We start from the raw sequence: 21,142 nt of genomic DNA, 5'->3' as shown, positions 1-21,142 counted from the left end.
GATACTGCCGAACTTATCTAAATTTTTATCTATATTTTGTAATTTTAACTTCCCTAGTTGTTACAAATTAAAAAGGTTTAGAAAATAAGAGATTAGTTAAATCAATTTATGAAATCTCCTATCTTTAATTGCCCTTTCAGTTCTGTTGGGCAACCAAAAATATCATATTCAAAGACGTCTTTGCCCATCTGCTCTTGAATATATCTCTTGACTTGCTCTTGCGAAACATGCCCAGCAGAGCCGCAATAATAACCTCTTGCCCAGAGATTGTCAAATCCTTTTCCGAAATGTTGTTTGTATCCGAGATACCTTAACTCTGGAAAGCAACGTCTTAACTGTATGCTTGTGTTTCCTTTAAGTTTATGGATTATCTTAAATGGTGTTACTGTTGGCTTTGCACCTACGAATAAGTGCAAGTGGTCTGGCATAATCTCTAACGCTAGATTATAAATGCCTAATTCTTGGCATTGTCCGTCAATAATTGTTTTTAGCACTTCTTTGACTTTATCTACAAGAACAGGTTTTCTGTACTTTGGAATCCAAATAATATGATAATTGACGTTGTATTTGCAATGATGAGACGTTCTCACCGTTGCGATTTTACTTTCAATTTTGTGCACTTCTGGATTAAAGTGCTGATATATGTTTTTAGTCATAGCGACCACCTCAATCTGAAGGTGGTTGCTTGTATCGTTAGGGGTTCTCGTTTAGCGAACCATACATTAAACTTTTAGCTGATGAGCGACCTCGCAAGAGGGAAAAGTTTAAGTAAAATGGTTTGCGTGAGAAACCCCCAGCTTTAGCTGGATTTATTTTGGGAGTATGTCATGTTTAAAAATTTTGAGTTATATTTAAAAAGTAGAGAGTATTCCTGTTTGCTATGGCGTTAAATTCAGTATTGGAGCAGATTGAAAGATTGATAGTAGAAAGTAAGTTAGGTTTCTTAGGAAACCAAATCACAAATATTGTTGATGCTTACACCGATATAAGAGGAGAAAAAGAACAAGAACTCGAAGATTTAAAACAAAGGACAATTCACGTTGAATTTGGCCGTTATGGTTCGTCAATTGAAAAAGCGATAAGGGGCAAGGAGTCCAAATCAAGAAATTTCACACTTTATTTTGATATTGAAAGGTGGGAATGGACTTTATTTCCAATGCACTTTTATTGGGAAGGTAGTTGGGAAGGTCTGGAAGAAGAGATGAAGCGAGATGTAGAAATTTTAACAACACTAGGGCTCAAGATCGATTATAAAGGATATAATCCTGAAAGAAACATCTCATTTTGATTTAAGTTGTGGTAAAATAAAACACATGCTCTACTTTGTTTTCTCTTCCAAATGCTTCTTTATAATGCTTAAGAACTGCGTTCTCTTCCTTATATCCTTTAACTTGCTGTACAGTGCTTCATCCTTGTAACTTTCCAATACCCATTCTGCATAGATGTTTTTCTCTTTGATCGCTTCTTCAAAGTCATGATCCGGCATGGAAAAGATATTCCCGACAAGCTCTCCTATTGATTTGAAACTCAGCTTTGTCTCTTTCTGCTCTTCACTTTCTTTAGGCTCTTCTTTCTTTTTCTTCCTGAAAATGCTTATTCCCTCTGCCAAAAAGCGGTGCTTCATCAATTGCTGAGCTCCAAGCGTTAAACCAATGAAAAGCACAACAAAAGCTATAAGCATCCCGATCTCATTTTTAATAACAATAAAAGGTGAATTGAACACCATTAATTTTCGAAGCACTACTTCACTTATTACAAATGGGTTATAAGCAGCTATCTGCCTGACATAATCCGGCATGCTTTCCAGCGGCAGTATGAGGTTGGACAGGAAGATCATTATCGCGCCAACAGATATTGAAGCCATTGTTGATGTTTCCTCTGAATTGAACAAATAGCCTATGCAGATTCCGATGAATGTGAATATTGTTGTTATCAGCAGCAGTAAAGGAAGGGATTTTAACAGGCCCAGCAGCACAATCTCCCTTAAGAATATTGTTGAGATTGCAAGGATGATTATTAGCTGCAATACAAGGATCAGCATATTGGTAAGATAAGCTGAAAATATGAATGTTGCATCTCTTGTCGGAGTTACAAAGTTTCTGAAATAAGCTCTTGACATCTTTTCCATCATAACCAATGTCGACGAAAGCAATATGCTTATGAACATTATGACAAGAACTATCAGGCTCGGGAATACATAATTGAGGTTGCTTGTTTCAGGCGTTACAGGTGATATTTTTGTCTTGACAGGGCTTACAATGCTTTGGGCATCCTTGACTTTAGTGCTTTCGATATTTGCAATTATATTGCGGACAGAATTCTTGACTGCGCTAAGCTCTGAAGCTGCTTTGTCCAATGTTGATTTTATAACATCAAGCTTTGACGAAGCTGAGCTTTTAAGCGAAGCTGCTTTGTCAAGCCTTGCCTGCAAATCATCTGAGCTTGCCTGCATAACAGACAGCAAAGAAGCAATGTCTGAATTGTATGAAGAGATAAGGCTGCTGATGTTGCTTATGCTTGAAGACAGATCTGTAACCTGTGTTTGCGCATCGTTGGCAGAACTTACCAGTATGCCTTTGCCGCTTGCATTTGCAGACATCATCCCTGCTGCGTTATTTACATTATCAATCAATTGCTGTGTTGTGGCAATTGATGCAGAACTGTAACCTAGCAGCAAGGTTACTTTGCTGTTCACCTCTGCTGTTTTAGCTGCAATCTCATCTGCCTTTAGATCATTTTTATTGAAAGAAAGCTGCATTGAGCTTAAAGAAGCTTTAACCTCTGAAACTTTGTCATTCACATCCTTGTTTTCAGATACAAGAGCATCAATAACAATCAGGTCATTCTGCAATTCCTGCTTTGTCCTGTCCAGCTTATCTAAAATAACAGTTGTAAGATTAATGCTCAGCTCCCTTGACCTTGAAGATATTTTTGAAGAGACAATATCAAGGATTATCCAGACTAAATTAATCTTGGAGTAATCAACATGAAATGTTATTTCATTCTCAATAGAGGGGTTTTCAAAGTCAAGATCTTTCGGGAAAACAATGCATGTATGTATTGTGCCTTTTTTAATGGCATCTATGCATGAATTTTCTGTTTCAAATTGCCTTACTGCGAACTGCTTGTCAGTCAATCGTTCTATGAAAGAATTGATCAGCGCATTATAGCTCGGAGAATAAGTTCCAATATTGAGGCTGTATGATTTTGATGTGTTGAATGCTATTCCTGCAAGAAGGATTATTAACAAAGGCCCAAGTATAACTATCAAAGCAGAAGTCCTTGACCTAAGCAAAAGCTTAAAGTTCTTTTTTATTATGCTGAATAGTTTCATTTTTTAGCCAATGATACGAATACTTCATCCAAAGACGGCCTGCCTAATTCAACTCCGAGCAGGGATTCCTTTTTGCTGAGCATTCTTAATAATTTTGCGAGTGTTTTTTCGCCTTCAAGCGTGTAGATGATGAGCCTGTTTTCCTCTACTTTTACGTTCTTAATTCCAATTTTTCTTAAGTTTTTAATCAAAGCATCATAATTCCTTGAGCTGGTTTCAAGAATCAATTCCTTTTCTTTTGTGTACAAGGTCTTTAATTCATCCACTGTTCCTGATCTTACTATCTTTGCATCGTCCAGTATTGCAACCCTTGTGCACAGAGTTTCCATTTCTGCAAGGAAATGGCTCGCCAGTATTATTGTAACCCCCCTGTCATTTACATTTCTTATAAGATCCCATATCTGCTTTCTTGAAATAGGGTCGAGGTCAGCTGTCGGTTCGTCCAAAATCAATAGCGAAGGATTATGGATGAGAGAGCATGCAATATCCAGCCTTTTCTGCATACCTCCTGAAAGATTCTGGGAAATCAGATTCTTGAATTTGGTTAAGCTTGTCATTTCAAGCAGCTCATCTGCCTTGCTGTTTATGCCTGATTTTGATATGCTGTACAGGGCTGCAAAATACCTCAGATTTTCCATTACAGTCAGTTTAGGATAAAAAGAAGGCGTCTGCGCAGCAAATCCGAACTTCTTCTTTACATCAAAAGGATTTCTGAAAACTGACTTGAAGCTTTCAACCCCGCTTTCAGTTATGTTGTAGAGAATATCGCCGTCCTGTGGCTGCATGAAGCCGATCAAAAGATTCAGCATTGTTGTCTTTCCTGATCCGCTTCTTCCTATGATGCCAAATATTTCGCCTTCATTGATATTGAGGTTTATTTTGTTCAGAACAAGATTATCTCCGAATCTCTTTGTTACATTATCGAATTTTACGGCAATACTGCTGCTCATATATATAGGATAAAAAAGCTGATTAATAAATTTAATGAGACTACTCTCGAGAAGTTATAGAACATTTTCAAGATATTTTACTTTTTTCTGATCCAATCCCAAATTGCGTAAACCAAGATTGCGAATAAAGCTCCGAACAAAAACCACATTGCAATGTTTGGCGGTGTTAAATATGCTGCTGTTGATTGTGCTGAAGGTGCTGCCATCAGCGCATTTTCACTTGCACCTGTTGCTGCTGTTTTCACCAGATCAGTTTTTACTGCTCCAAATGCCTGGCTTCCAAATCCTGAAGAAAAAACACGGATAAGAGCTGCTGCTGCAACCACAATCACTGCAACAGGCAGTATGTGCTTCAGCTTTTCTTTTATGCCGAATGTGCTTTTTGGCGCAATGATTATGTACTTGTTTGCCAGCTTGTAATGGTTGACTTCCTTGCCCTTTTCGCTGTAATGAAATTCCTCAACTATAACCAATTCCGCTTCTGTCAGATTTTTAAGGTTATAGTGCACTGTTGACAACGGCAGATTAAGATGCTGCGCCAGTTCTGTTTCTGTAGCTTCTTTTTCCGAAAGATAATCAAGGATCTTTCTGCAGGATTCGTTGCTGACAACCTCGGCAAGGCGCTTTGCCTTGTCTTCTTTCAAAGACACCAATAAAAACGATTCTCTTGACATATGGTTGGCATATGGAGTGCTTTTTAAATAGTTTGCGGAAGCTTTGAATGAAGTTGAAGCTATAAATAACAACCTTTTTATATTTTCCCTGTTTTTCTGCCTTGTATTAAGAATAACGATGGAAGGCTAGAATGGAATGTGATATGTGCGGGAAACAGGCAAGATTCAAGGCATTAGTTGAAGGAAGCGAATTATTTGTATGCGATCAATGCTCCAAATTCGGCAAGACCCTGGGCGAAATCAGAATAAGCCAGATTGATCCAAAAAAGCAAAAAACCCAAAGCATAATGGCTGAAGAAAAGGAGCTAATGGAAGTAATAGTTCCAGACTACCCTGAACTGATAAAATCAAAAAGGGAAGCGCTTGGCTTAAAACAAGAGGATTTTGCCAAAAAAATAAATGAGAAGGCTTCTTTGATCCACAAGATCGAATCAGGGCATTTTGAGCCAAATGTTGAGCTTGCAAGAAAGCTTGAAAGATTTTTAAAAATAAAGCTGGTTGAAGAGCATGAAGAGATTCATAAAAAGGAAGCAAAAAAGGCAGCAGACAGCTTTACATTAGGGGATTTCGTGAAGATAAAAAAATGATCTCAATAATAATCCCGACATACAACGAAAAAGAGAACATAAAAAACCTTATTGCTGAAATCTCAAATATTTTTAAAAAGAACAAGATCAAAGGCGAGATCATAATAGTTGATGACAACTCGCCAGACGGGACAGGGAAGATCGCTGAAAATTTAAGCAAGAAATACTCTGTTAAAGTTCTGCACAGAAAAGGAAAGTTGGGATTGAGCAGCGCTGTTGTTGCCGGGTTTAAAGCTGCAAAAGGTTCTATTCTTGGCGTTATGGATGCGGACTTCTCGCATCCGCCTGAAATAATCCCTGAACTGATAAAGCCGATTTTAAATGAAAACATTGATTTTGTGATTGGAAGCAGGCATGTTAAAGGCGGCGGAATTGAGAACTGGCCTTTATTAAGAAAGCTCATAAGCAAAGGCGCAACATTGCTGGCAAAAACCGTAACCAATGTTAAAGATCCAATGAGCGGACTGTTTTTCCTGAAAAAATCCGTGATTAAAGGAATAAAATTCGACTCAAAAGGCTTCAAAATATGCCTTGAAATCCTGGTTAAAGGCAGCTACAAAACTGTAAAAGAAGTGCCTTACATCTTCAAGGACAGGAGAGTGGGAAAAAGCAAGCTTGGTGCAGGGGAATATCTGAACTATGTAGTGACATTGGCGAGACTGATAAAATATAAAATTGCAAGAAAATGAATAAAAAACATCATATCTTTATTTTACTGGCTTTTTTTCTCGCTTTATTTTTAATCCTTAATTTCATCGATCCTGTTCTCCTTTGGGATGAGAATGTTTATCTTGGAAATGCAAGAAGCCATATTGCGCAGTCAAACTTTACAGAAGATTTCAGGTTTCCTTTAGTGGAGTATATAATTGCATTTTTTTGGCTCTTCACTGGAGAAAGCATTTTTATTGCAAAGCTGATCATGATATTTTTTACATTGGCAACAATATATGTTTTTTACTTAATCGCCAAAGAGAATTTCGAGCACAAGCATGCGCTTTTTATCACAGCACTTTTTTCAATCTGCCCTTTAATGATTGAATGGGGATCTAAGATTTACACTGAAATCCCTGCTTTGTTTTTTTTAATCTTGTCTTTTTACCTTCTTATGAAACAAAAAAGCAGATTTATTGCACTGTTCGTCATAATTGCAGGTATTTTGAGCGGACTTTCTTTTATGGCAAAATTCCCAAATGCACTTTTCGGCCTTGCAGCTGCGGTTTTTTTCATTTTTTTCAAGGAATACAGGAAGCTCATTTATTTTTCAACAGGCAGCATCATAGCATTACTGCCTTGGCTGATTTATAATTTTATCACTTACAAAAATCCGTTATGGGATTTAGTAATGCAGATGTCTGTCATAGCGCAGTATACTGTGAATGAGCCAATAATGCAGCAGATAGCTAATTTCTTTGTTGTGATGGCAGCACTTTCTATATTTTTGCCTTTCGGCATTCATCCTTTGATTAAAAAAAGAAAGGAAAATTGGATTATGATATTTTATACAATTATTTTCTTTGCTTATTACCTGTTTTTTGTAAGGCTGAAGTTTTCAAGGTATTACCTTGCAGATCTGGCTTTTTTATTTATTTTATGTTATGCTGGATTTTTGTTTTTAATGGAAAAAATCAAAGATGTACAGTATAGAAGATTTTTTTATGCTGCAGTAATCGTCTTTGCCATTTTAACAGCCATTCTTTTTGGTTTTGACAAAATATCATCTCGTGGAAGCTGTGAAAAAGACGGAGCCATAATTCAAAGCGCAGATTACCTTAAGGAATTTGCGCCTAAAGACCGATATGTAATCAGCAATTTCTGGCCATGGTTCGGATATTACGGAAATTTCAGGATACAGTCGATATGGAGCGAAGACATCGATGCACTTATTGACCAGTTTCAGCCCAGTTATTTTGCCTACAATAATTTAGTCGGCGTGCCATTTAACAGGACAACACTGGATGAAAACAACAGGTTAAAATTAGAAAAGCACATAGATGGGGAGTGCAGCCAGGAAGCCTATATTTACAGGGTCTTAAATTAAGGCATCTATTTCGTCGCTTGTCTTAAATCCCTCATAAGCAACGTCATTTATTATCAGGCTCGGAGCTGTTTTTATGCTGTATTTTCTTTTGATAGCATTGATTGCAGAATTGTCTATGTTTATGTCGAAGGAGTAAATGCTCATTGCCGGATATTTTTTATGCAGATAGTTCAAAACGAATCCCTGCTCTTCGCATTTATCGCAGTCCTTGTAATTTGAATAGAAATAGAGGATCAGCGTTCTGTTTGATTTGCACTGCTCATTCGTCTTCTGCATAAAAAGCCAATGCCTTATTTCCAGCAGGGAATAATATTCTTTGAGCCTTATCACATCCATGTTGTTTTTTCCAAGCTGATTTTCCATATAGTCTAATTTTGAGCCTATTTGATAGAGGTCATCAGTAAGCGGAGTTGAATTTATCCATCTGCACGGATCCTCGCTGACAAGCAAGTACTCGATTTCAACAGCCATCGTGTCAATTCTCATATCCTGCTCAAGGTCGCCGAGCTTTGAAAGCTTTGTATCAGCAGTCTTTGCGCCAATTATCAGGCCTATGAGGAATATCAACGTAGTTGCAGCGAAAACAAAAAAATACCTGGATCTTGATTTCATCATATGTCCTTATGCCTCCAAATTACTTTTTTCCCGGACAGCTTGTAAAAAATAGCAGTAAGCCACCAGACTCCGAACAGCACCCAGTAAAACAGCAGATAAGACAGGTAGGACATTTTTATCTTAGATGTCTCGTTTGAAATCTTTTTTGCCATAATAATCATGCATATGCCTATTATCAGGCACAATATGGAGAGCACAGCAACTGAGTTGAAATTTATGAAAAAAAGGTCAAAATGAAAATCAAACAGCTTTGCAAAGTCAAAATTTATTGAACTGAGATTTTTATAATTTTGAATTAGCGTTCTTGTAATAAAACGGAATATTGTGTAGAAAAGGACAATAATGACAAGAGCAACTGAGATGAATGCTGCAGGCAAGATGAAAATGCCTAGGTCGCCGTATTTTCTGCTGAAGAGATGCTTGTATTGCAGTACATTTTCTATAAACCCATAATACCACCTTAATCTTTGCTTTAAAAGGCTCATAAATGAGGGCGGTGTAAGCGTATAGACTATTGCATCAGCAGCATTCTCTATTTTGAATTTCTTGCTTTTTATCCTTAAAGCGATTTCTATATCTTCTGTAAGATTATCTCCATCATAGCCGCCATATTTGTCAAAAAATTCCTTTCTGAATATGCTGAACGGGCCAGGAGCAACATGGATGGAATCAAGAATGGCAAATATTTTTCTGAGGAAGATGCCTATAAGATACTCTATTAATTGGATTCTTTGCAAAAAGTTTTTTGGCTTATAGACTTTCAATGAAGGCGTAACAGCCATAACATTTTTGTCTTCAAAATAACCCAGCATTTTTTTAAGGGCATTCCTCATCACAAAAGAATCTGCATCCAAGGCAGCTACGAAGTCACCTGTGCATATTTTCAGCCCGAAATTAAGGGCAGATCCCTTGCCGCCGTTTTTCTTTGTGAATACCCTTACATTCGGCTCTTTAATTGAGTTTGCAACTTTAAGCGTGCCATCTGTGCTGCCATCATCAACAACTATAATTTCCAGTTTGTCTTTCGGGTAATCCAGGTTAAGCAGGGATTTTATTGTCTTTAATATGGTGGCTTCTTCATCATAAGCGGGCACTATAACTGAAACCTTGGCGTATTCCTTTATTCTCGGGGTTTTAAGCCTGTCTTTATAGTCGAGCAATGTGGAAAAGAAAAATATGGCGGTGAATAAGCCAAAGTAAGAAACCACATATATTAGCAGCGCATCAAAATTCATTTCAACCTCTTTTATATTGCCATATCTCTATTGAATTCTCATCATAAATCTTGTCAAAAAATTCCTTGTTTCTGAACAGGAAAAGCAGACCTTCATTTTCCTTGCTCCATACTTCGCCATTTTTCATTTCAGGAGTTATCCAGATATATGTTACATCATACTTATTTAAAAGTTTTGCCGTTCTTTCGAGATTTCTTGAATAAAATATTGTTTCAGTTTCATTATAAGTGAGCAGCAGATTTGGCGTAAAATAAAAGTTTTTGTCCAGTACAGCCTTCTTGCCGTAATATTCTATCCAAAAGCCATTTTTGTAATGCGAAAGCACAGTATTGGCCGAATCATCATAGCCATTAAGCCATTCCAGGCTTTTGATCATCTCTTCAGTCGGAGGATAAGCACTTAACCTCGCAATAAAGGAAGTTGATGAAAACAGCAGGCCGCAAACCAAAATAAGAACAGTGAGATTTCTTATCAGCTTAAACTGCCATTTCATTTTTGAAATGTACACCAGGCATAAGCCGGATGAAACTGCAACAAGGAAATTAATATAGAATCTGAAAATATCTGCATAGAAAGAAAGGACAAATGACATGATCACAATAAGGTAAAAGGAGGAATAATGATAGTTTTTTTTCCATGTTATGGCCAATCCAGCCAACGCAAGCAAAATGCCAAATATGCTCAGGCCTGTCAGGGAGCCGAAATCAGATACGAAGTTCTGCAGAAGATTCTGCCTTAAGCTTATGCTGCGCGGGACTCCAAAATTCACCAAAAGAGGCAGATAAATGACGAGGCTGAGTACAATTATTATGGTTGCAATTATTAAAAAATCTCTTCTCTTTTCCTTGTTTAATGAGAGATAAGGCAGGGTTATTAGCAGCGCAATAAGGGCATGAAATAACCCGAAAAAAGGTATTGTGGCAAAAATCAGCCCGGATAAAATAAAAGCCATCCTTTTATCCTGGATGAAAAAATAGAATGCCAGGAGATTCAATAGCAAGGCAATAGCATCGGAATTTGAAACGACAAAGAGATAGACAAATATTGGAGATATTATGAAAATGAGCAAAATATAAAATCTTTCCTTGATGCCCATATTCAATTTTTTCAGAATTAAATAAAATAAAATGATGCACAGAATTCCTGCGATAAATGGCATTATTTTTGAAATCAATTCTACATCGATGAAGGATAATTTAGATAAAATCACGTGATAGGGATTGAAGATATAGGGCTTTGGCGAAAAAACCATATTGTCCTGCGAGGGTATGCCTTGTTCTGCAATTGCCAATGCCATTCTTGCTTCATAATAAGGCCTCGTGCCAATCATAATGCCATCATAAAAGAAATACCTGATTACCTGCGGAAGCGCCAATATGAGAACTGCTGCTATTAAAAGCAGAAGCAAGGAATTCCTTTCTGTCAGCTTCATTTTTCCTCCACCGCGCATAACGGCCTGTATACCTGAACAGAATTGTTATAGACCAATTCAAAGCATCTTTCTTCTATGAAATTTAAACTTTCTATTTTGAATTCTTTTTTTGCTTCTTCTGAAAAAAATATGTAATTAACATTGTATTTATTTAAAAGCTCTAATGCAGTTATTTCCGAGTTTGCAGTGAATATGTTCTTCACGTCATCAAATATTTCAGCGCTGTTTTCAATCATCAGAAAATTTGTGTCAACCACATTTTTTCTTTTTGCGATTGCATTTATCATTGTGCCTTCATTCACTGACGCAAGAATTACGCTGCTTTCAGGAGTATTTGATTTCAGCCAGAGAAGAGCATTTATTTCATCTGCGCTTGGCGTATTTTTAATTTCCGAATAAGCATAAGAAACGGAGGGCAGCACAGATGATAAAAACAATAAGAGCACAATTAAAATAAAGGCATAATTCTCATATTTTGCAAATTTCGTTTTTTTGATATAATCGAGAAAATCCCTATAGAATTGGCTGAATAAAACAAGCAAGGTTACACTTAAAAAAATCAGCCCTATGTCGAGCTGTATAGATCTCAGCCATAAGAGGAGAGAAACTGAAATTGCAAATGCTGTAAGCAGGTATATCTGCCTGTTTTTCTCCCTGAAAAGATACCTGTATATTACATAGATCCCGCAAATGAAAGGAATTATGCCTATTTTATAAATTGCTTCAAGTATATTTACGCTTGCAAAATAATCTCTCAGTATCTGCATAGGTATGTTTTGCCAAACCACCATTATGCCGTGCATTAAAAGAGCTTTTTTGAAGAAGATAAAATAAAACCAGAATGCAAAAAACAATGAAAAGAGGGAGATTTCCAGCTCAGACCTGCTTAATTTCATCCTCTCAATGAACATGAAAATCAAATAAATGACAAGGGCGAATACAAATAAAAGCATTGTCGGATATAGGAATGTCAGCAGCACCATGAGAAAAAGATAATGAGGCAGGTATTTCTTATTATCAGTAACCTGCATAAAGAAATAAAAGGCAAGGAACAGCAGCGGAATAACAAAAGAATAGATGGAAATGCTGTTTATTGTCTGCTTGAAGAATATCGGAATAAAGCCAGAGATAAATGCAGTCAGCAATGACACCTTGTTATTCTTTGTGAATTTCTTTGCTAAAAGGAAAACTACGAAAACCAGAGATGCTGCAGCTATGTTTGGAATTAGTTTTGCAGCAAGGGTTAATGGCATGACGAGGGCAAAAAAGGCAATTATGTAATGGAAAGTCGGCAGATAAACATTTGTTTTTCCTGAAAAGCTGAGATCATCATAGAATGACGGCAGCCAGGTTTGCCTTATTTTTTCAATCTCTTTTAAATTGAAATATGCCTCGCTTGATGAGAAGTGAGGAGTGGAGAATGCAAAAAACAGCCTTATGCCTAGTATAATGATGAAGATGGCAATCAACACCCAAACATGCTTCTTTATCTCCATATAGTGCATAGGTAAGCCTTACTTTAAATAATTTTAGAAAAATATATATAAAGCGCTGAAAATCAAGGCTTATGAAGACTGTGCTTATAACTGGCGGAGCAGGATTTGTAGGCAGCCACATAGTTGATTTATTGGCTGAAAATAGCTATAATGTTGCAGCGGTTGATAATCTGTCAGCTGGCGTTAAAGAAAATATAAATGAAAAAGCAGTTTTCTATAATGTTGATATTCTGGATGAAAAAAAACTGGATGAAGTTTTCAGCAGGGAAAAACCAGATTTCGTAATTCATCAGGCTGCTCAGGTAAGCGTCAGGAAATCAATGGAAGATCCGATTTTTGATGCCCGTGTTAATATGATTGGAAGCGCTAATGTTTTCCTTCTTTGCAAGAAATATAAAGTTAAGAAAGTTGTTTATGCCGGTTCTGGAGGGGCAAGATATGGAGAGCCTAAATACCTGCCCTGCGATGAGAAACATCCATGTTCGCCGATTTCACCTTACGGGGTTTCAAAATATGCTGCAGAGCATTTATTAAGGGTTTTTTGCAGCGATGCTGGAATTGATTACTCTGCCTTATGTTATTCCAATGTTTACGGGCCAAGGCAGGATCCGAATGGAGAAGCAGGAGTTGTTGCAATTTTTTTGAATAATATGCTCGATGGAAAAGAATGCATTATAAATGGCGATGGGGATCAAACCAGGGATTTTGTTTATGTGAAGGATGTTGCAAAAGCTAATTTAATGGCGCTTGAAAGAAATACAAAAGAGAAGATTTTCAATATAGGGGCAGGAAAAGAAACATCTGTTAATGAGCTTTTTAATGCAGTAAAGAAGCTTCTCGGCAAAGATGCAAAAGCAAGTCATGGAGCAGCAATTCCTGGCGAAGTGTATAGGATCTACCTCGATGTTAAGCTTGCTGAAAAAGAGCTTGGGTGGAAAGCAGGTTGTGAGTTGGAGAAAGGGTTAAAAGAAACTATTTCGTGGTTTAAGGGCAAAATTAATAAATGATGCTGCATTTATATGCTCATGAAAAACATCCTAAGCACAGGCTCTGATGCTCTTGATCTTCTTCTGGAAGGTGGCTATGAAAAAGGCATAATAACAACCTTATATGGCCCGGCAAGCTCAGGGAAGACATGCTCGTGCATGCTTGCTGCAATAAGTGTTGTAAAAGAAGGCAAGAAAGTAATTTTTATTGATAGCGAAGGCGGGTTTTCTGTTGAAAGATTCAAGCAGATAACTTCTGATTATGAAAATATACTTAATGGCATCCTGTTTCTGAAGCCGATGAATTTTATCCAGCAAAAAGAAGTTTTTGAAAAGTTAAAAGACATTATAAACGAAAAAATAGGGCTGGTTATTGTTGACACAATTTCAATGCTTTACAGGCTGGAGCTCGCATCAGCTGAAAACGGCTATAATGTAAATAATGCGCTTGTCCAGCAGATCTCTTTTCTCAGCGAGATTGCGCGCGATAAAAATATACCTGTTCTGTTAACTAATCAGGTTTATGCGGATTTTGAAGACAAGACAAAAGTAAATATGGTTGGCGGCGACATAATGAAATACGGGAGCAAATGCCTGATTGAACTAAGAAAAGACAATTTTGGCAGAAAAGCAGTTCTGCAAAAGCACAGATCAATAAAAGAAGGAAAAGAAGTGTGCTTCGAAATAAAAAATGAAGGAATTATAAAAGCTACTCTTCTGTAAAGTCATCCGCTGTTTTGGTGAATTCCTCGCTGCTTTTTATAATGCCCCTAAGCTTCATGTACTCTCTTGTCAATATATAGAACAAAAGGCCCAGGCTTTTCTTACCTTTGTTGTTGCACGGAACAACCAAATCAATGAAATTAGACTGATTATTTGTGTCGCATAATGCAATAACCGGAATTCCGATTTTGATGGCATCCATAACAGCATTTCTGTCAGGCCATGCATCTGTGACGAGCAGCATTTTTGCTTCCCTATAGATCTCCAGCTGAGGATTGGTGAGCATTCCTGGAGGGTATCTGCCTGCAAATACTGTTGCTCCAGTCATATCGCCAAAAATCTTAACTGGCTTCCATCCATTTTCCCTTCTTGAAACAACAATTATATCTTCAGGAGCGAATTGGGCAAGGAACCTTGCAGCAGCCGCTATTCTTTCGTCTATTTTTTGTAAGTTTAAGATTGACAATCCATCAGGCCTTGTCTTGTAGATGAACTGCTCCATATATTTTGTTTTGAATTTTGTTCCTATATGTATTCCTGATTTCAGATAAATGTCCTGCGGAACTAAAAACGATTCTTCAGTTGTCATATTATTCACCTGTTTGTTCAGCTTAATTACCATAAACGAGCAGAATTTGCTGCGTCTTTATAACCTCACAGTTTTGGTAATGAAGCAGGGAAAAGTGGGCTGATTTATAAAGTTATTGAAAAAATTTATATAGTTGCCCTGTATTCTTTAGCCTATGAATGAAATATTTGGTTGCTGGATGTCTTGTTCTATAAGCAGCTGTTAGGCTGCTTTCATTGTTTTAAATTCATGTTTTTTTATCTGTTTTTTAAAATCAAAATAAAAACATTAAAAAACCCAATAACAAAGTGATCAAAAATGCTCATCGAAACAAAGTATTACAATAATGGCGGAGTGCGTTTGACAGAAGATCTTATTTATAAAATTGCAGAAGCGATCTTTGGCGAAGAAAAGCCAAGAATGGTTTTGATTAAATATCCTAAAGGGATGAGGCTTGAAGAAAATATTGAAGTGCTGAATGGAAGGGAATTCAACGATATGGAGCTGCTGCTGGTATATGAAGGTAAAAATAGCTCTTTGCCTGAAAAGATAACCATCTATAAAAAAGACGAAACTGTTGTTAAGGTTAATGGCAATGCTGATGTTATAAATTCAGCAAATGAGCAGATAAGACAATTACTTGGCTTATAAAAACAAAAACTATTTAAGCCCAAGTATAAAGAATAATTAAAATGCTTGACATAAACTTCATAAGGAAAAACCCGGATATTGTAAAGAAAGATCTTAAGAAAAGGCACGATGAAGAGAAGATCGACTGGCTGGATGACCTTCTAAAAAAAGATGAAGAATGGAGAAAGGCAAAGCAGGAAGCTGATGAGCTGAGGGCAAGAAGAAACAAGGCTTCTTTGGAAATTAATGAATCAAAAAAACAGGGCAAGGACATTTCAAAGCTTATAAAAGAAATAAAGGAAATTCCGGATAAAATAAAAAAACTCGAGGAAAAAGAGACTGAGTTAAAGGAGAAGATACATTATTATCTTATGAGGCTCCCGAATATTCTGCATGATTCTGTGCCTTATGGCAAGGATGCCTCTGAAAATGCTGTTATCAGGACGGTCGGCAAGCCGAAGAAATTTGATTTTGAAGTAAAGCCGCACGGCGAGCTCATGGAAGAGCTGAATATTGCGGATTTCAAAAGAGCGGCAAAGATTGCAGGAACAGGCTTCTATTATCTTAAGGGAGCATTAGCATTGCTTGATATTTCATTGCAGAGATTTGCAATTGATTTTCTGATAAAACGCGGATTTACGCTTATAGAGCCGCCATTTATGATGAACAGGGAAAGCTATGAAGGAGTTATTGAGCTTGAAGCTTTTGAAAAAGTAATGTATAAGATACAGGATGAGGATCTTTACATGATTGCAACATCAGAGCACCCAATGGGAGCAATGCATGCTGGTGAAATAATTGATGAGAAAGACCTTCCAATAAGATTCTGCGGCATGAGCACGAATTTCAGAAGGGAGATCGGAAGCCACGGAGTTGATACAAGAGGGTTATTCAGAGTGCACCAGTTCAATAAGATCGAGCAGTTTGTATTCTGCAAGCCCGAGGATTCATGGAAAATGCATGAGGAAATACAGAAGAATTCAGAAGACATGTATAAGGGATTGGAGATTCCATTCAGGGTTGTGAGCGTGTGCACAGGGGATATTGGCGTAATAGCTGCAAAAAAATATGATATTGAAGCATGGTCCCCAAGGGAAAAGCAGTATTTTGAAGTAGGCTCTAATTCAAACTGCACAGCATACCAGGCAGCAAGGCTTAACATAAAACTGCAGAGAAAAGACTGCACAAGAGAATATCTGCACACTCTGAATAATACAGGAATCGCCACATCAAGGGCAATGAGGGCAATTCTTGAGAATTACCAAAATAAAGACGGAACAATAACTGTGCCGAAAGTTCTAGTTCCTTATATGAACGGAATAAAGAAGATTGACAAGATTTAAAATGGACGAAGAATTCAAGGAAATCTTTTTCAGCGAGATAATTTCAATAACAGGCGGCTTATTTGCAGGAACAATGCTTGCTGTTTTTGTCAATAAATTATTTCTCATTCCAGGATTGCTTATCCTGCTTCCGGGATTCCTTGAGATGCGTGGCAATATAAGCGGATCATTGGCAGGAAGATTGAGCGTTGACCTACATCTGAAAAAATTAAAGCCCGCTTTAAAGTTTAAAAACAATGTTCTTTTAAAAGACAACATTGTTGCTTCTTCTCTGCTTGTTGTTTTGGTTGCTTTCATATTGGGCATTGTTGCATACCTTGCCAATTTTTTTATTTTTAATATAAACAATCCGGCAATAATATATATTGCTGTAATCGCAGCTATTCTCTCCAATATCATTGAAATATCCTTAACAGTGATAAGCACATTCTGGCTTTTCAAGCATGGGTATGACCCTGACAACATAATGGGACCGTACATTACAACAACGGGTGACATAATAAGCGTGTTTTCAATATTGCTCGCAATAATGGTGGTTGCATGATAATCGGCAAGATAGTCAAAGAGAGCTTTAAGGTGCTGATATTGGCATCAATATTGAGCTCCATCGGAGGGCTTGGCTTGCAGAGTGTCCAAAATAAATTAGTAATGCTGGTGCCCCTGCTCATACTTCTGCCATCATTGAACGGAATGATAGGAAATTACGGCATCGTAATAACTGCAAAATTCACAACAGCATTATATGAAAGAAAGATTAAAAGGCCTTGGTGGCACTCGCATTTTGTGAAGCATCTTTACAAGGTCATAATTCCGATTGCATTGATCTCTGCTGTTTACATTTCTGTTTTGTCAGTTTTTATTGCATATATGAGGGGCTTTAATTTTGATCTTATTTTATTATTAAAAATAATCGGGCTGGTTGTCCTGACAACAATCTTGCTCGTTGCGATAATATTCTTGATCTCAATTATCGGCGGGCTTTATGTTTACCATAGAAAAGAAGATCCTGATGACATGCTGATTCCGATAACAACGTCTGTGGCAGATCTTGGGAGCATGCTGCTGTTTTCAGGGATGATTCGCTGGATGTTTTAACAACATTATATCATTTTCGAAAAAACGAAAGATATATATATGTGCGATTTCAGAAAGAATAGAGAAGAACACATAATAGCTTAAAAAGGTCATAAAATGAAAGGAAAAATGTTTCTGGCTTTGGCATTCTTGTTTATTGCAGTCTTTCTGGTTGGCTGCACTGTTGGAGAAGCTGCAAAAATAAAAACAGGCAGCTTATATGTAACATCAAACCCGAGCGGAGCAGCTATTAACGCAGATGGCGTCTATAAGGGAACAACGCCTAAGACAATATCTTTATCTGCTGGTGTGCATAAAATTAATGTTGCCAAGTCAGGATACGAGACTTATTACACAGCTTTGAATATTTATGCAGGAAAAACATTCAAAATAAATGTGATTTTAAAGAAAACGACATGCACAGACTCTGATGGCGGAATGAATTATTATGTGAAGGGATTTACAAATGGCGGAAATTCCTATTCAGGACCACATTCTGATTTTTGTATCAACATGTCTAATGTAGGTATTCTCCCTTATGAAATACTACAAGAACTGGGTGGAACAACAGGGGTTATAGAGCATGTTTGTGACGAATATGGCAATGTAGCTAATTATCCAACTGAATGCCCCAATGGCTGCCAAGATGGCGCTTGTGTATGGGCTAAGGAGGAGATTATCTTTGAAAAAACCAATGGCACTAAAATAAAATATGTTTCTTTTGATAAGGATGGATTTAAGGTGTCAGATCAGAAACCTTCGCAGGATAATTTTGCTATTTCTTGTACCTATGGAATCGAAGGGGTGGCAAATGAATGTGCGATATTGTGGGCAGAAGGTTATAAGATGCAAATGCAAAATCAGCCACGTATTGGTATTGATGATATCTCATTTGAAGAATGTACTGGTGATGAGTTCTCTCAATCTGGATTTAAAGGACCTTATGGTTATAGGCTTTTTTGTGTATCCCAACAAAATATTAAATTAGCTTTGCAATTAAGAGAGGATGATAATTATTATATCATAAAAACGAAGTTGTTATTATCTTCGACATGCACAGATTCTGATGGCGGGAAAAACTATGGGACATATGGTAATGTTTCTTATGGTGGAGTGATCTATATAGATGCATGTTCTTCATATCCTATTCCTACTGGATTTGTGCTTGAGAATTATTGCCAGAATGATACGAGGGTCACTGAGATGTATGCCTGCCCCAATGGATGCAAGAATGGAGCTTGTGCAGCGTCAACAAACTCCACCAGCTAGATTTTATTTTTTTATTTATTTTCTTTGCAATAATGCAATAAATACTTTTATATATCTATTTGTTTTTAATTAAGATATGGCCTTATTCAAAGACATATTAAGATCAGATGAATCAATATTCCAGGATACAGTTGCCCTTGATTATGATTATATTCCGAAGCTCGTTCCATTCCGCGAGAAAGAGCAGCGATTCATTGCATCGTGCATAAAGCCATTGTTCCAGAAAAGAAACGGGAAGAATGTTCTCATCTATGGCAGGCCAGGTGTCGGCAAGACAGTTGCAACAAGGCATGTTGTGAATGAGCTTGAAGAGGAAACAGTTGACATTATCCCGATCTACATAAACTGCTGGCAGCGGAACAGCAGCTATAAGATTATGCTGGAGCTATGCAGCAAGCTCGATTACAAATTCACGCAGAACAAGAAAACAGACGAGCTGTTTGACATTGTAAAGGAAATTCTCAACAAAAAATCCGCTGTTTTTGTTTTCGATGAAATCGACAAGGCAGAGGATGTTGATTTTATTTATTTCATCCTGGAAAACATTTACAGGAAAACAGTAATTATAGTAACAAACTACAAATCCTGGCTTGAGCAGCTTGATGAAAGGCTGAAGTCCAGGCTGCTGCCGGAATTGGTTGAATTCTCGCCTTATGATGAAAAAGAAACTTATGAAATTTTGAAGCGCAGATTAGAGTATGCCTTTGTTTCCGGGGTTTGGGATGAAGATGCATTCGGCATAATTGCAAAAAAATCAGCAGAGCTCGGCGACATAAGAACGGGCTTGTTTTTAATGAAAGAGGCAGGAAACTGCGCTGAAAACAAAAGCAGCAGAAAAATAAAGATAGAGCATGCAAAAGAAGCATTAAAAAAGCTCGAAAATTTTTCAATAAAAAGCAGCGACTCATTGGAAGATGATGAGAAGCTCATATTAAGCATCATAAAGCAGAATTCCGGGAAAAAAATAGGTGATTTGTTTGATATTTACCAGAAGAAAAGCGGACAGTTATCTTACAAGACATTCCAGAGGAAGATAGCTGATCTTGAAAAGAATAAATTTGTGGACATTAAGAAGATCATAGGATCAGGCGGAAGCACGTCGATAATAACATACCAGACAACAAAGAAATTGACGGAATTTTGATAACAGCTCTAGTTTTTACAAATAAGTTCTTTTTTACAAGTTTCTAACACAGGCTCATAAAAAACATACCATATGTTCCCATCAAATAATTCTGAGGTTATTAGTCCATAGCTCTCTGATTCAGTTTTTTTATTGTGAAGAACTAAATGAGCATCCCCGCCTGCACCCTCTGTTTGTTTGATCTTGCCTGGAATATAGCCATCTCTGTCAGCCATAATTAAAGTCCTATGAAGATCTCTATCCTGTTTGATGACTCTAAATTTTGAAGAAGATTCAAAAGGCTTAGGACTCTCCCATTTCACAAAATTGTAAAAGCTAACAATATCTCCAACATGTTTAGGTGTGCTTGGCTCTGGCTCTTTCCAAAAACCTCTATGTAGACTGGTGTTGATTATTTTTAATGAATATCCTCTCTCATCATTACATATTCTTGCAGAAAGAGGAACATCAATATTCTTAAATTTTGATCTTAAATGGCCCTCGTCTGCTGCGTAATAAGTTTGCTGGAATGTTTCAGGAATAAAACCAAGCATCTCTAATATATCTAATGCTGAAGAAAAGGTTTCAAATGGTTTGATGAACATTCCATTACGTTCAAAATCAGATTCAGGCACTTTACCAAATTCAACTGTATACTGCCACATCATAGAGGATGTAATTCAAGAGCGGTATATAAACCTTTTGTTGTTTTTCCTCGATGTCCACTGCAAACAAGCCCTAACTCTTTGAAATTCAGGCATTTCAGACATTTCAGAAAAACCAGTGGACAGATGCGGTGGCCAGGTATTTAAATAAGGTCATCTGTATTTTTATCATGATAAGCAAAATCGATCTCAGCCTGCAGACAATAGGAAGCCTGTTTTTCCAGCAGATCAAGGATCTTACAGCTAAAACCTGCAGCATTGAAAAAGAAAATGCGCTTGATTTTCAAATGAGCAAGAGGTGGTCAATATGAATCACGATTATTATACTGAAGATGAAATTGAAGATTTCTCTGATTAACTAATGCCTCCAACGAAACCTTGTCCAACCCGAAAGGGTTGG

General features: G+C 37.1%; 23 protein-coding genes. 13 read left to right on the top strand and 10 right to left on the bottom strand.

Translation table 11 applies throughout. The features are described 5' to 3' along the window. Positions 1 to 101 precede the first annotated feature (101 nt). Positions 102 to 656 (bottom strand): IS200/IS605 family transposase, encoded by a 555-nt coding sequence (gene tnpA / locus Q7J54_01105; GenBank protein ID MDO8740152.1) that lies wholly within the window; start codon positions 654 to 656, stop codon positions 102 to 104. Positions 657 to 880: 224 nt separating this feature from the next. Between tnpA and Q7J54_01100 the strand changes: the two genes are divergently transcribed. Next, the gene (locus tag Q7J54_01100; protein MDO8740151.1) at positions 881 to 1,288 is read left to right on the top strand and encodes a hypothetical protein; all 408 of its coding nucleotides are present in this window, start codon (positions 881 to 883) and stop codon (positions 1,286 to 1,288) included. Between the two features lie 30 nt (positions 1,289 to 1,318). Here the strand turns inward: Q7J54_01100 and Q7J54_01095 are convergent, their stop codons facing one another. From Q7J54_01095 to Q7J54_01085, 3 genes are all read right to left on the bottom strand, one after another. Beyond that, positions 1,319 to 3,334, bottom strand: coding sequence for an ABC transporter permease (locus Q7J54_01095; GenBank protein ID MDO8740150.1), 2,016 nt, complete (start codon positions 3,332 to 3,334; stop codon positions 1,319 to 1,321). Further along, entirely contained in the window at positions 3,331 to 4,284 is a 954-nt protein-coding gene (locus Q7J54_01090; GenBank protein ID MDO8740149.1) for an ABC transporter ATP-binding protein, read from the bottom strand. Before Q7J54_01090 ends, Q7J54_01095 begins: the two co-directional genes overlap by 4 nt. 77 nt (positions 4,285 to 4,361) lie before the next feature. Further along, entirely contained in the window at positions 4,362 to 4,958 is a 597-nt protein-coding gene (locus Q7J54_01085) for a helix-turn-helix domain-containing protein (GenBank protein ID MDO8740148.1), read from the bottom strand. A 131-nt stretch (positions 4,959 to 5,089) separates the two neighbouring features. On the opposite strand from Q7J54_01085, the gene Q7J54_01080 reads away from it, so the two are divergent. From Q7J54_01080 to Q7J54_01070, 3 genes are read left to right on the top strand one after another with little or no spacing between them, the layout of a single operon-like run. Further along, entirely contained in the window at positions 5,090 to 5,545 is a 456-nt protein-coding gene (locus Q7J54_01080) for a multiprotein bridging factor aMBF1 (protein MDO8740147.1), read from the top strand. Beyond that, positions 5,542 to 6,234 carry a polyprenol monophosphomannose synthase gene (locus tag Q7J54_01075; GenBank protein MDO8740146.1) on the top strand — a complete coding sequence of 231 codons (693 nt, stop codon included), beginning with the start codon at positions 5,542 to 5,544 and terminating at the stop codon, positions 6,232 to 6,234. The genes Q7J54_01080 and Q7J54_01075 overlap by 4 nt, the downstream gene beginning before the upstream one ends. Continuing rightward, positions 6,231 to 7,583 (top strand): glycosyltransferase family 39 protein, encoded by a 1,353-nt coding sequence (locus tag Q7J54_01070; protein MDO8740145.1) that lies wholly within the window; start codon positions 6,231 to 6,233, stop codon positions 7,581 to 7,583. Before Q7J54_01075 ends, Q7J54_01070 begins: the two co-directional genes overlap by 4 nt. On the opposite strand, the gene Q7J54_01065 is transcribed toward Q7J54_01070, so the two are convergent. The 4 genes from Q7J54_01065 to Q7J54_01050 are packed head-to-tail and all read right to left on the bottom strand — an operon-like array spanning position 7,575 to position 12,370. Further along, positions 7,575 to 8,198, bottom strand: coding sequence for a hypothetical protein (locus Q7J54_01065; protein MDO8740144.1), 624 nt, complete (start codon positions 8,196 to 8,198; stop codon positions 7,575 to 7,577). The two genes, Q7J54_01070 and Q7J54_01065, sit on opposite strands and share 9 nt — an antisense overlap. Further along, on the bottom strand, positions 8,195 to 9,433 hold the full coding sequence (locus Q7J54_01060) for a glycosyltransferase (GenBank protein ID MDO8740143.1): 1,239 nt from the start codon (positions 9,431 to 9,433) through the stop codon (positions 8,195 to 8,197). The genes Q7J54_01065 and Q7J54_01060 overlap by 4 nt, the downstream gene beginning before the upstream one ends. A 1-nt stretch (position 9,434) precedes the next feature. Then, the gene (locus Q7J54_01055) at positions 9,435 to 10,865 is read right to left on the bottom strand and encodes a hypothetical protein (GenBank protein MDO8740142.1); all 1,431 of its coding nucleotides are present in this window, start codon (positions 10,863 to 10,865) and stop codon (positions 9,435 to 9,437) included. After that, positions 10,862 to 12,370 (bottom strand): hypothetical protein, encoded by a 1,509-nt coding sequence (locus Q7J54_01050; protein MDO8740141.1) that lies wholly within the window; start codon positions 12,368 to 12,370, stop codon positions 10,862 to 10,864. Before Q7J54_01050 ends, Q7J54_01055 begins: the two co-directional genes overlap by 4 nt. Before the next feature lie 62 nt (positions 12,371 to 12,432). On the opposite strand from Q7J54_01050, the gene Q7J54_01045 reads away from it, so the two are divergent. Beyond that, positions 12,433 to 13,368: an NAD-dependent epimerase/dehydratase family protein gene (locus tag Q7J54_01045; protein ID MDO8740140.1), complete on the top strand. Its 936-nt coding sequence runs from the start codon at positions 12,433 to 12,435 to the stop codon at positions 13,366 to 13,368. 18 nt (positions 13,369 to 13,386) lie between these two features. Beyond that, positions 13,387 to 14,070 (top strand): DNA repair and recombination protein RadB, encoded by a 684-nt coding sequence (gene radB / locus Q7J54_01040; protein MDO8740139.1) that lies wholly within the window; start codon positions 13,387 to 13,389, stop codon positions 14,068 to 14,070. On the opposite strand, the gene rpsB is transcribed toward radB, so the two are convergent. Next, on the bottom strand, positions 14,057 to 14,692 hold the full coding sequence (gene rpsB, locus Q7J54_01035; GenBank protein ID MDO8740138.1) for a 30S ribosomal protein S2: 636 nt from the start codon (positions 14,690 to 14,692) through the stop codon (positions 14,057 to 14,059). The genes radB and rpsB overlap by 14 nt on opposite strands. A 264-nt stretch (positions 14,693 to 14,956) precedes the next feature. Between rpsB and Q7J54_01030 the strand changes: the two genes are divergently transcribed. The 6 genes from Q7J54_01030 (at position 14,957) to Q7J54_01005 (ending at position 20,098) form a co-directional block, all read left to right on the top strand. Beyond that, a complete protein-coding gene (locus Q7J54_01030) occupies positions 14,957 to 15,289 on the top strand; it encodes a hypothetical protein (protein ID MDO8740137.1) in 333 nt (110 codons plus the stop codon). A 41-nt stretch (positions 15,290 to 15,330) separates the two neighbouring features. After that, a complete protein-coding gene (serS, locus tag Q7J54_01025) occupies positions 15,331 to 16,611 on the top strand; it encodes a serine--tRNA ligase (GenBank protein ID MDO8740136.1) in 1,281 nt (426 codons plus the stop codon). A gap of 1 nt (position 16,612) precedes the next feature. Further along, positions 16,613 to 17,155 carry a magnesium transporter gene (locus Q7J54_01020; protein ID MDO8740135.1) on the top strand — a complete coding sequence of 181 codons (543 nt, stop codon included), beginning with the start codon at positions 16,613 to 16,615 and terminating at the stop codon, positions 17,153 to 17,155. Continuing rightward, the gene (locus Q7J54_01015) at positions 17,152 to 17,706 is read left to right on the top strand and encodes a magnesium transporter (protein MDO8740134.1); all 555 of its coding nucleotides are present in this window, start codon (positions 17,152 to 17,154) and stop codon (positions 17,704 to 17,706) included. The genes Q7J54_01020 and Q7J54_01015 overlap by 4 nt, the downstream gene beginning before the upstream one ends. Before the next feature lie 96 nt (positions 17,707 to 17,802). Next, complete coding sequence (locus Q7J54_01010; GenBank protein ID MDO8740133.1) at positions 17,803 to 18,954, top strand: PEGA domain-containing protein; 1,152 nt, start codon at positions 17,803 to 17,805, stop codon at positions 18,952 to 18,954. A 76-nt stretch (positions 18,955 to 19,030) separates the two neighbouring features. Then, on the top strand, positions 19,031 to 20,098 hold the full coding sequence (locus Q7J54_01005; GenBank protein ID MDO8740132.1) for an AAA family ATPase: 1,068 nt from the start codon (positions 19,031 to 19,033) through the stop codon (positions 20,096 to 20,098). Between the two features lie 8 nt (positions 20,099 to 20,106). Here Q7J54_01005 and Q7J54_01000 read toward each other — a convergent pair whose 3' ends face one another. After that, positions 20,107 to 20,745 carry a hypothetical protein gene (locus Q7J54_01000; protein ID MDO8740131.1) on the bottom strand — a complete coding sequence of 213 codons (639 nt, stop codon included), beginning with the start codon at positions 20,743 to 20,745 and terminating at the stop codon, positions 20,107 to 20,109. Positions 20,746 to 20,912: 167 nt separating this feature from the next. Between Q7J54_01000 and Q7J54_00995 the strand changes: the two genes are divergently transcribed. Then, positions 20,913 to 21,053, top strand: coding sequence for a hypothetical protein (locus Q7J54_00995; protein ID MDO8740130.1), 141 nt, complete (start codon positions 20,913 to 20,915; stop codon positions 21,051 to 21,053). Positions 21,054 to 21,142: the final 89 nt, after the last annotated feature.

Source organism: Candidatus Woesearchaeota archaeon (assembly GCA_030651135.1).
In the GTDB taxonomy this organism is placed as follows: Archaea; Nanobdellota; Nanobdellia; order Woesearchaeales; family JACPBO01; genus JACPBO01.
Note: the sequence above shows the minus strand (reverse complement) of the source record. Positions and strands in the feature narration are given on the sequence as shown.

Bases quoted from the DNA above. Each gene is read 5' to 3' on its own strand.
- tnpA (MDO8740152.1), bottom strand. From the start codon at position 656: ATGACTAAAAACATATATCAGCACTTTAATCCAGAAGTGCACAAAATT.
- Q7J54_01100 (MDO8740151.1), top strand. From the start codon at position 881: ATGGCGTTAAATTCAGTATTGGAGCAGATTGAAAGATTGATAGTAGAA.
- Q7J54_01095 (MDO8740150.1), bottom strand. From the start codon at position 3,334: ATGAAACTATTCAGCATAATAAAAAAGAACTTTAAGCTTTTGCTTAGG.
- Q7J54_01090 (MDO8740149.1), bottom strand. From the start codon at position 4,284: ATGAGCAGCAGTATTGCCGTAAAATTCGATAATGTAACAAAGAGATTC.
- Q7J54_01085 (MDO8740148.1), bottom strand. From the start codon at position 4,958: ATGTCAAGAGAATCGTTTTTATTGGTGTCTTTGAAAGAAGACAAGGCA.
- Q7J54_01080 (MDO8740147.1), top strand. From the start codon at position 5,090: ATGGAATGTGATATGTGCGGGAAACAGGCAAGATTCAAGGCATTAGTT.
- Q7J54_01075 (MDO8740146.1), top strand. From the start codon at position 5,542: ATGATCTCAATAATAATCCCGACATACAACGAAAAAGAGAACATAAAA.
- Q7J54_01070 (MDO8740145.1), top strand. From the start codon at position 6,231: ATGAATAAAAAACATCATATCTTTATTTTACTGGCTTTTTTTCTCGCT.
- Q7J54_01065 (MDO8740144.1), bottom strand. From the start codon at position 8,198: ATGATGAAATCAAGATCCAGGTATTTTTTTGTTTTCGCTGCAACTACG.
- Q7J54_01060 (MDO8740143.1), bottom strand. From the start codon at position 9,433: ATGAATTTTGATGCGCTGCTAATATATGTGGTTTCTTACTTTGGCTTA.
- Q7J54_01055 (MDO8740142.1), bottom strand. From the start codon at position 10,865: ATGAAGCTGACAGAAAGGAATTCCTTGCTTCTGCTTTTAATAGCAGCA.
- Q7J54_01050 (MDO8740141.1), bottom strand. From the start codon at position 12,370: ATGCACTATATGGAGATAAAGAAGCATGTTTGGGTGTTGATTGCCATC.
- Q7J54_01045 (MDO8740140.1), top strand. From the start codon at position 12,433: ATGAAGACTGTGCTTATAACTGGCGGAGCAGGATTTGTAGGCAGCCAC.
- radB (MDO8740139.1), top strand. From the start codon at position 13,387: ATGAAAAACATCCTAAGCACAGGCTCTGATGCTCTTGATCTTCTTCTG.
- rpsB (MDO8740138.1), bottom strand. From the start codon at position 14,692: ATGGTAATTAAGCTGAACAAACAGGTGAATAATATGACAACTGAAGAA.
- Q7J54_01030 (MDO8740137.1), top strand. From the start codon at position 14,957: ATGCTCATCGAAACAAAGTATTACAATAATGGCGGAGTGCGTTTGACA.
- serS (MDO8740136.1), top strand. From the start codon at position 15,331: ATGCTTGACATAAACTTCATAAGGAAAAACCCGGATATTGTAAAGAAA.
- Q7J54_01020 (MDO8740135.1), top strand. From the start codon at position 16,613: ATGGACGAAGAATTCAAGGAAATCTTTTTCAGCGAGATAATTTCAATA.
- Q7J54_01015 (MDO8740134.1), top strand. From the start codon at position 17,152: ATGATAATCGGCAAGATAGTCAAAGAGAGCTTTAAGGTGCTGATATTG.
- Q7J54_01010 (MDO8740133.1), top strand. From the start codon at position 17,803: ATGAAAGGAAAAATGTTTCTGGCTTTGGCATTCTTGTTTATTGCAGTC.
- Q7J54_01005 (MDO8740132.1), top strand. From the start codon at position 19,031: ATGGCCTTATTCAAAGACATATTAAGATCAGATGAATCAATATTCCAG.
- Q7J54_01000 (MDO8740131.1), bottom strand. From the start codon at position 20,745: ATGATGTGGCAGTATACAGTTGAATTTGGTAAAGTGCCTGAATCTGAT.
- Q7J54_00995 (MDO8740130.1), top strand. From the start codon at position 20,913: ATGATAAGCAAAATCGATCTCAGCCTGCAGACAATAGGAAGCCTGTTT.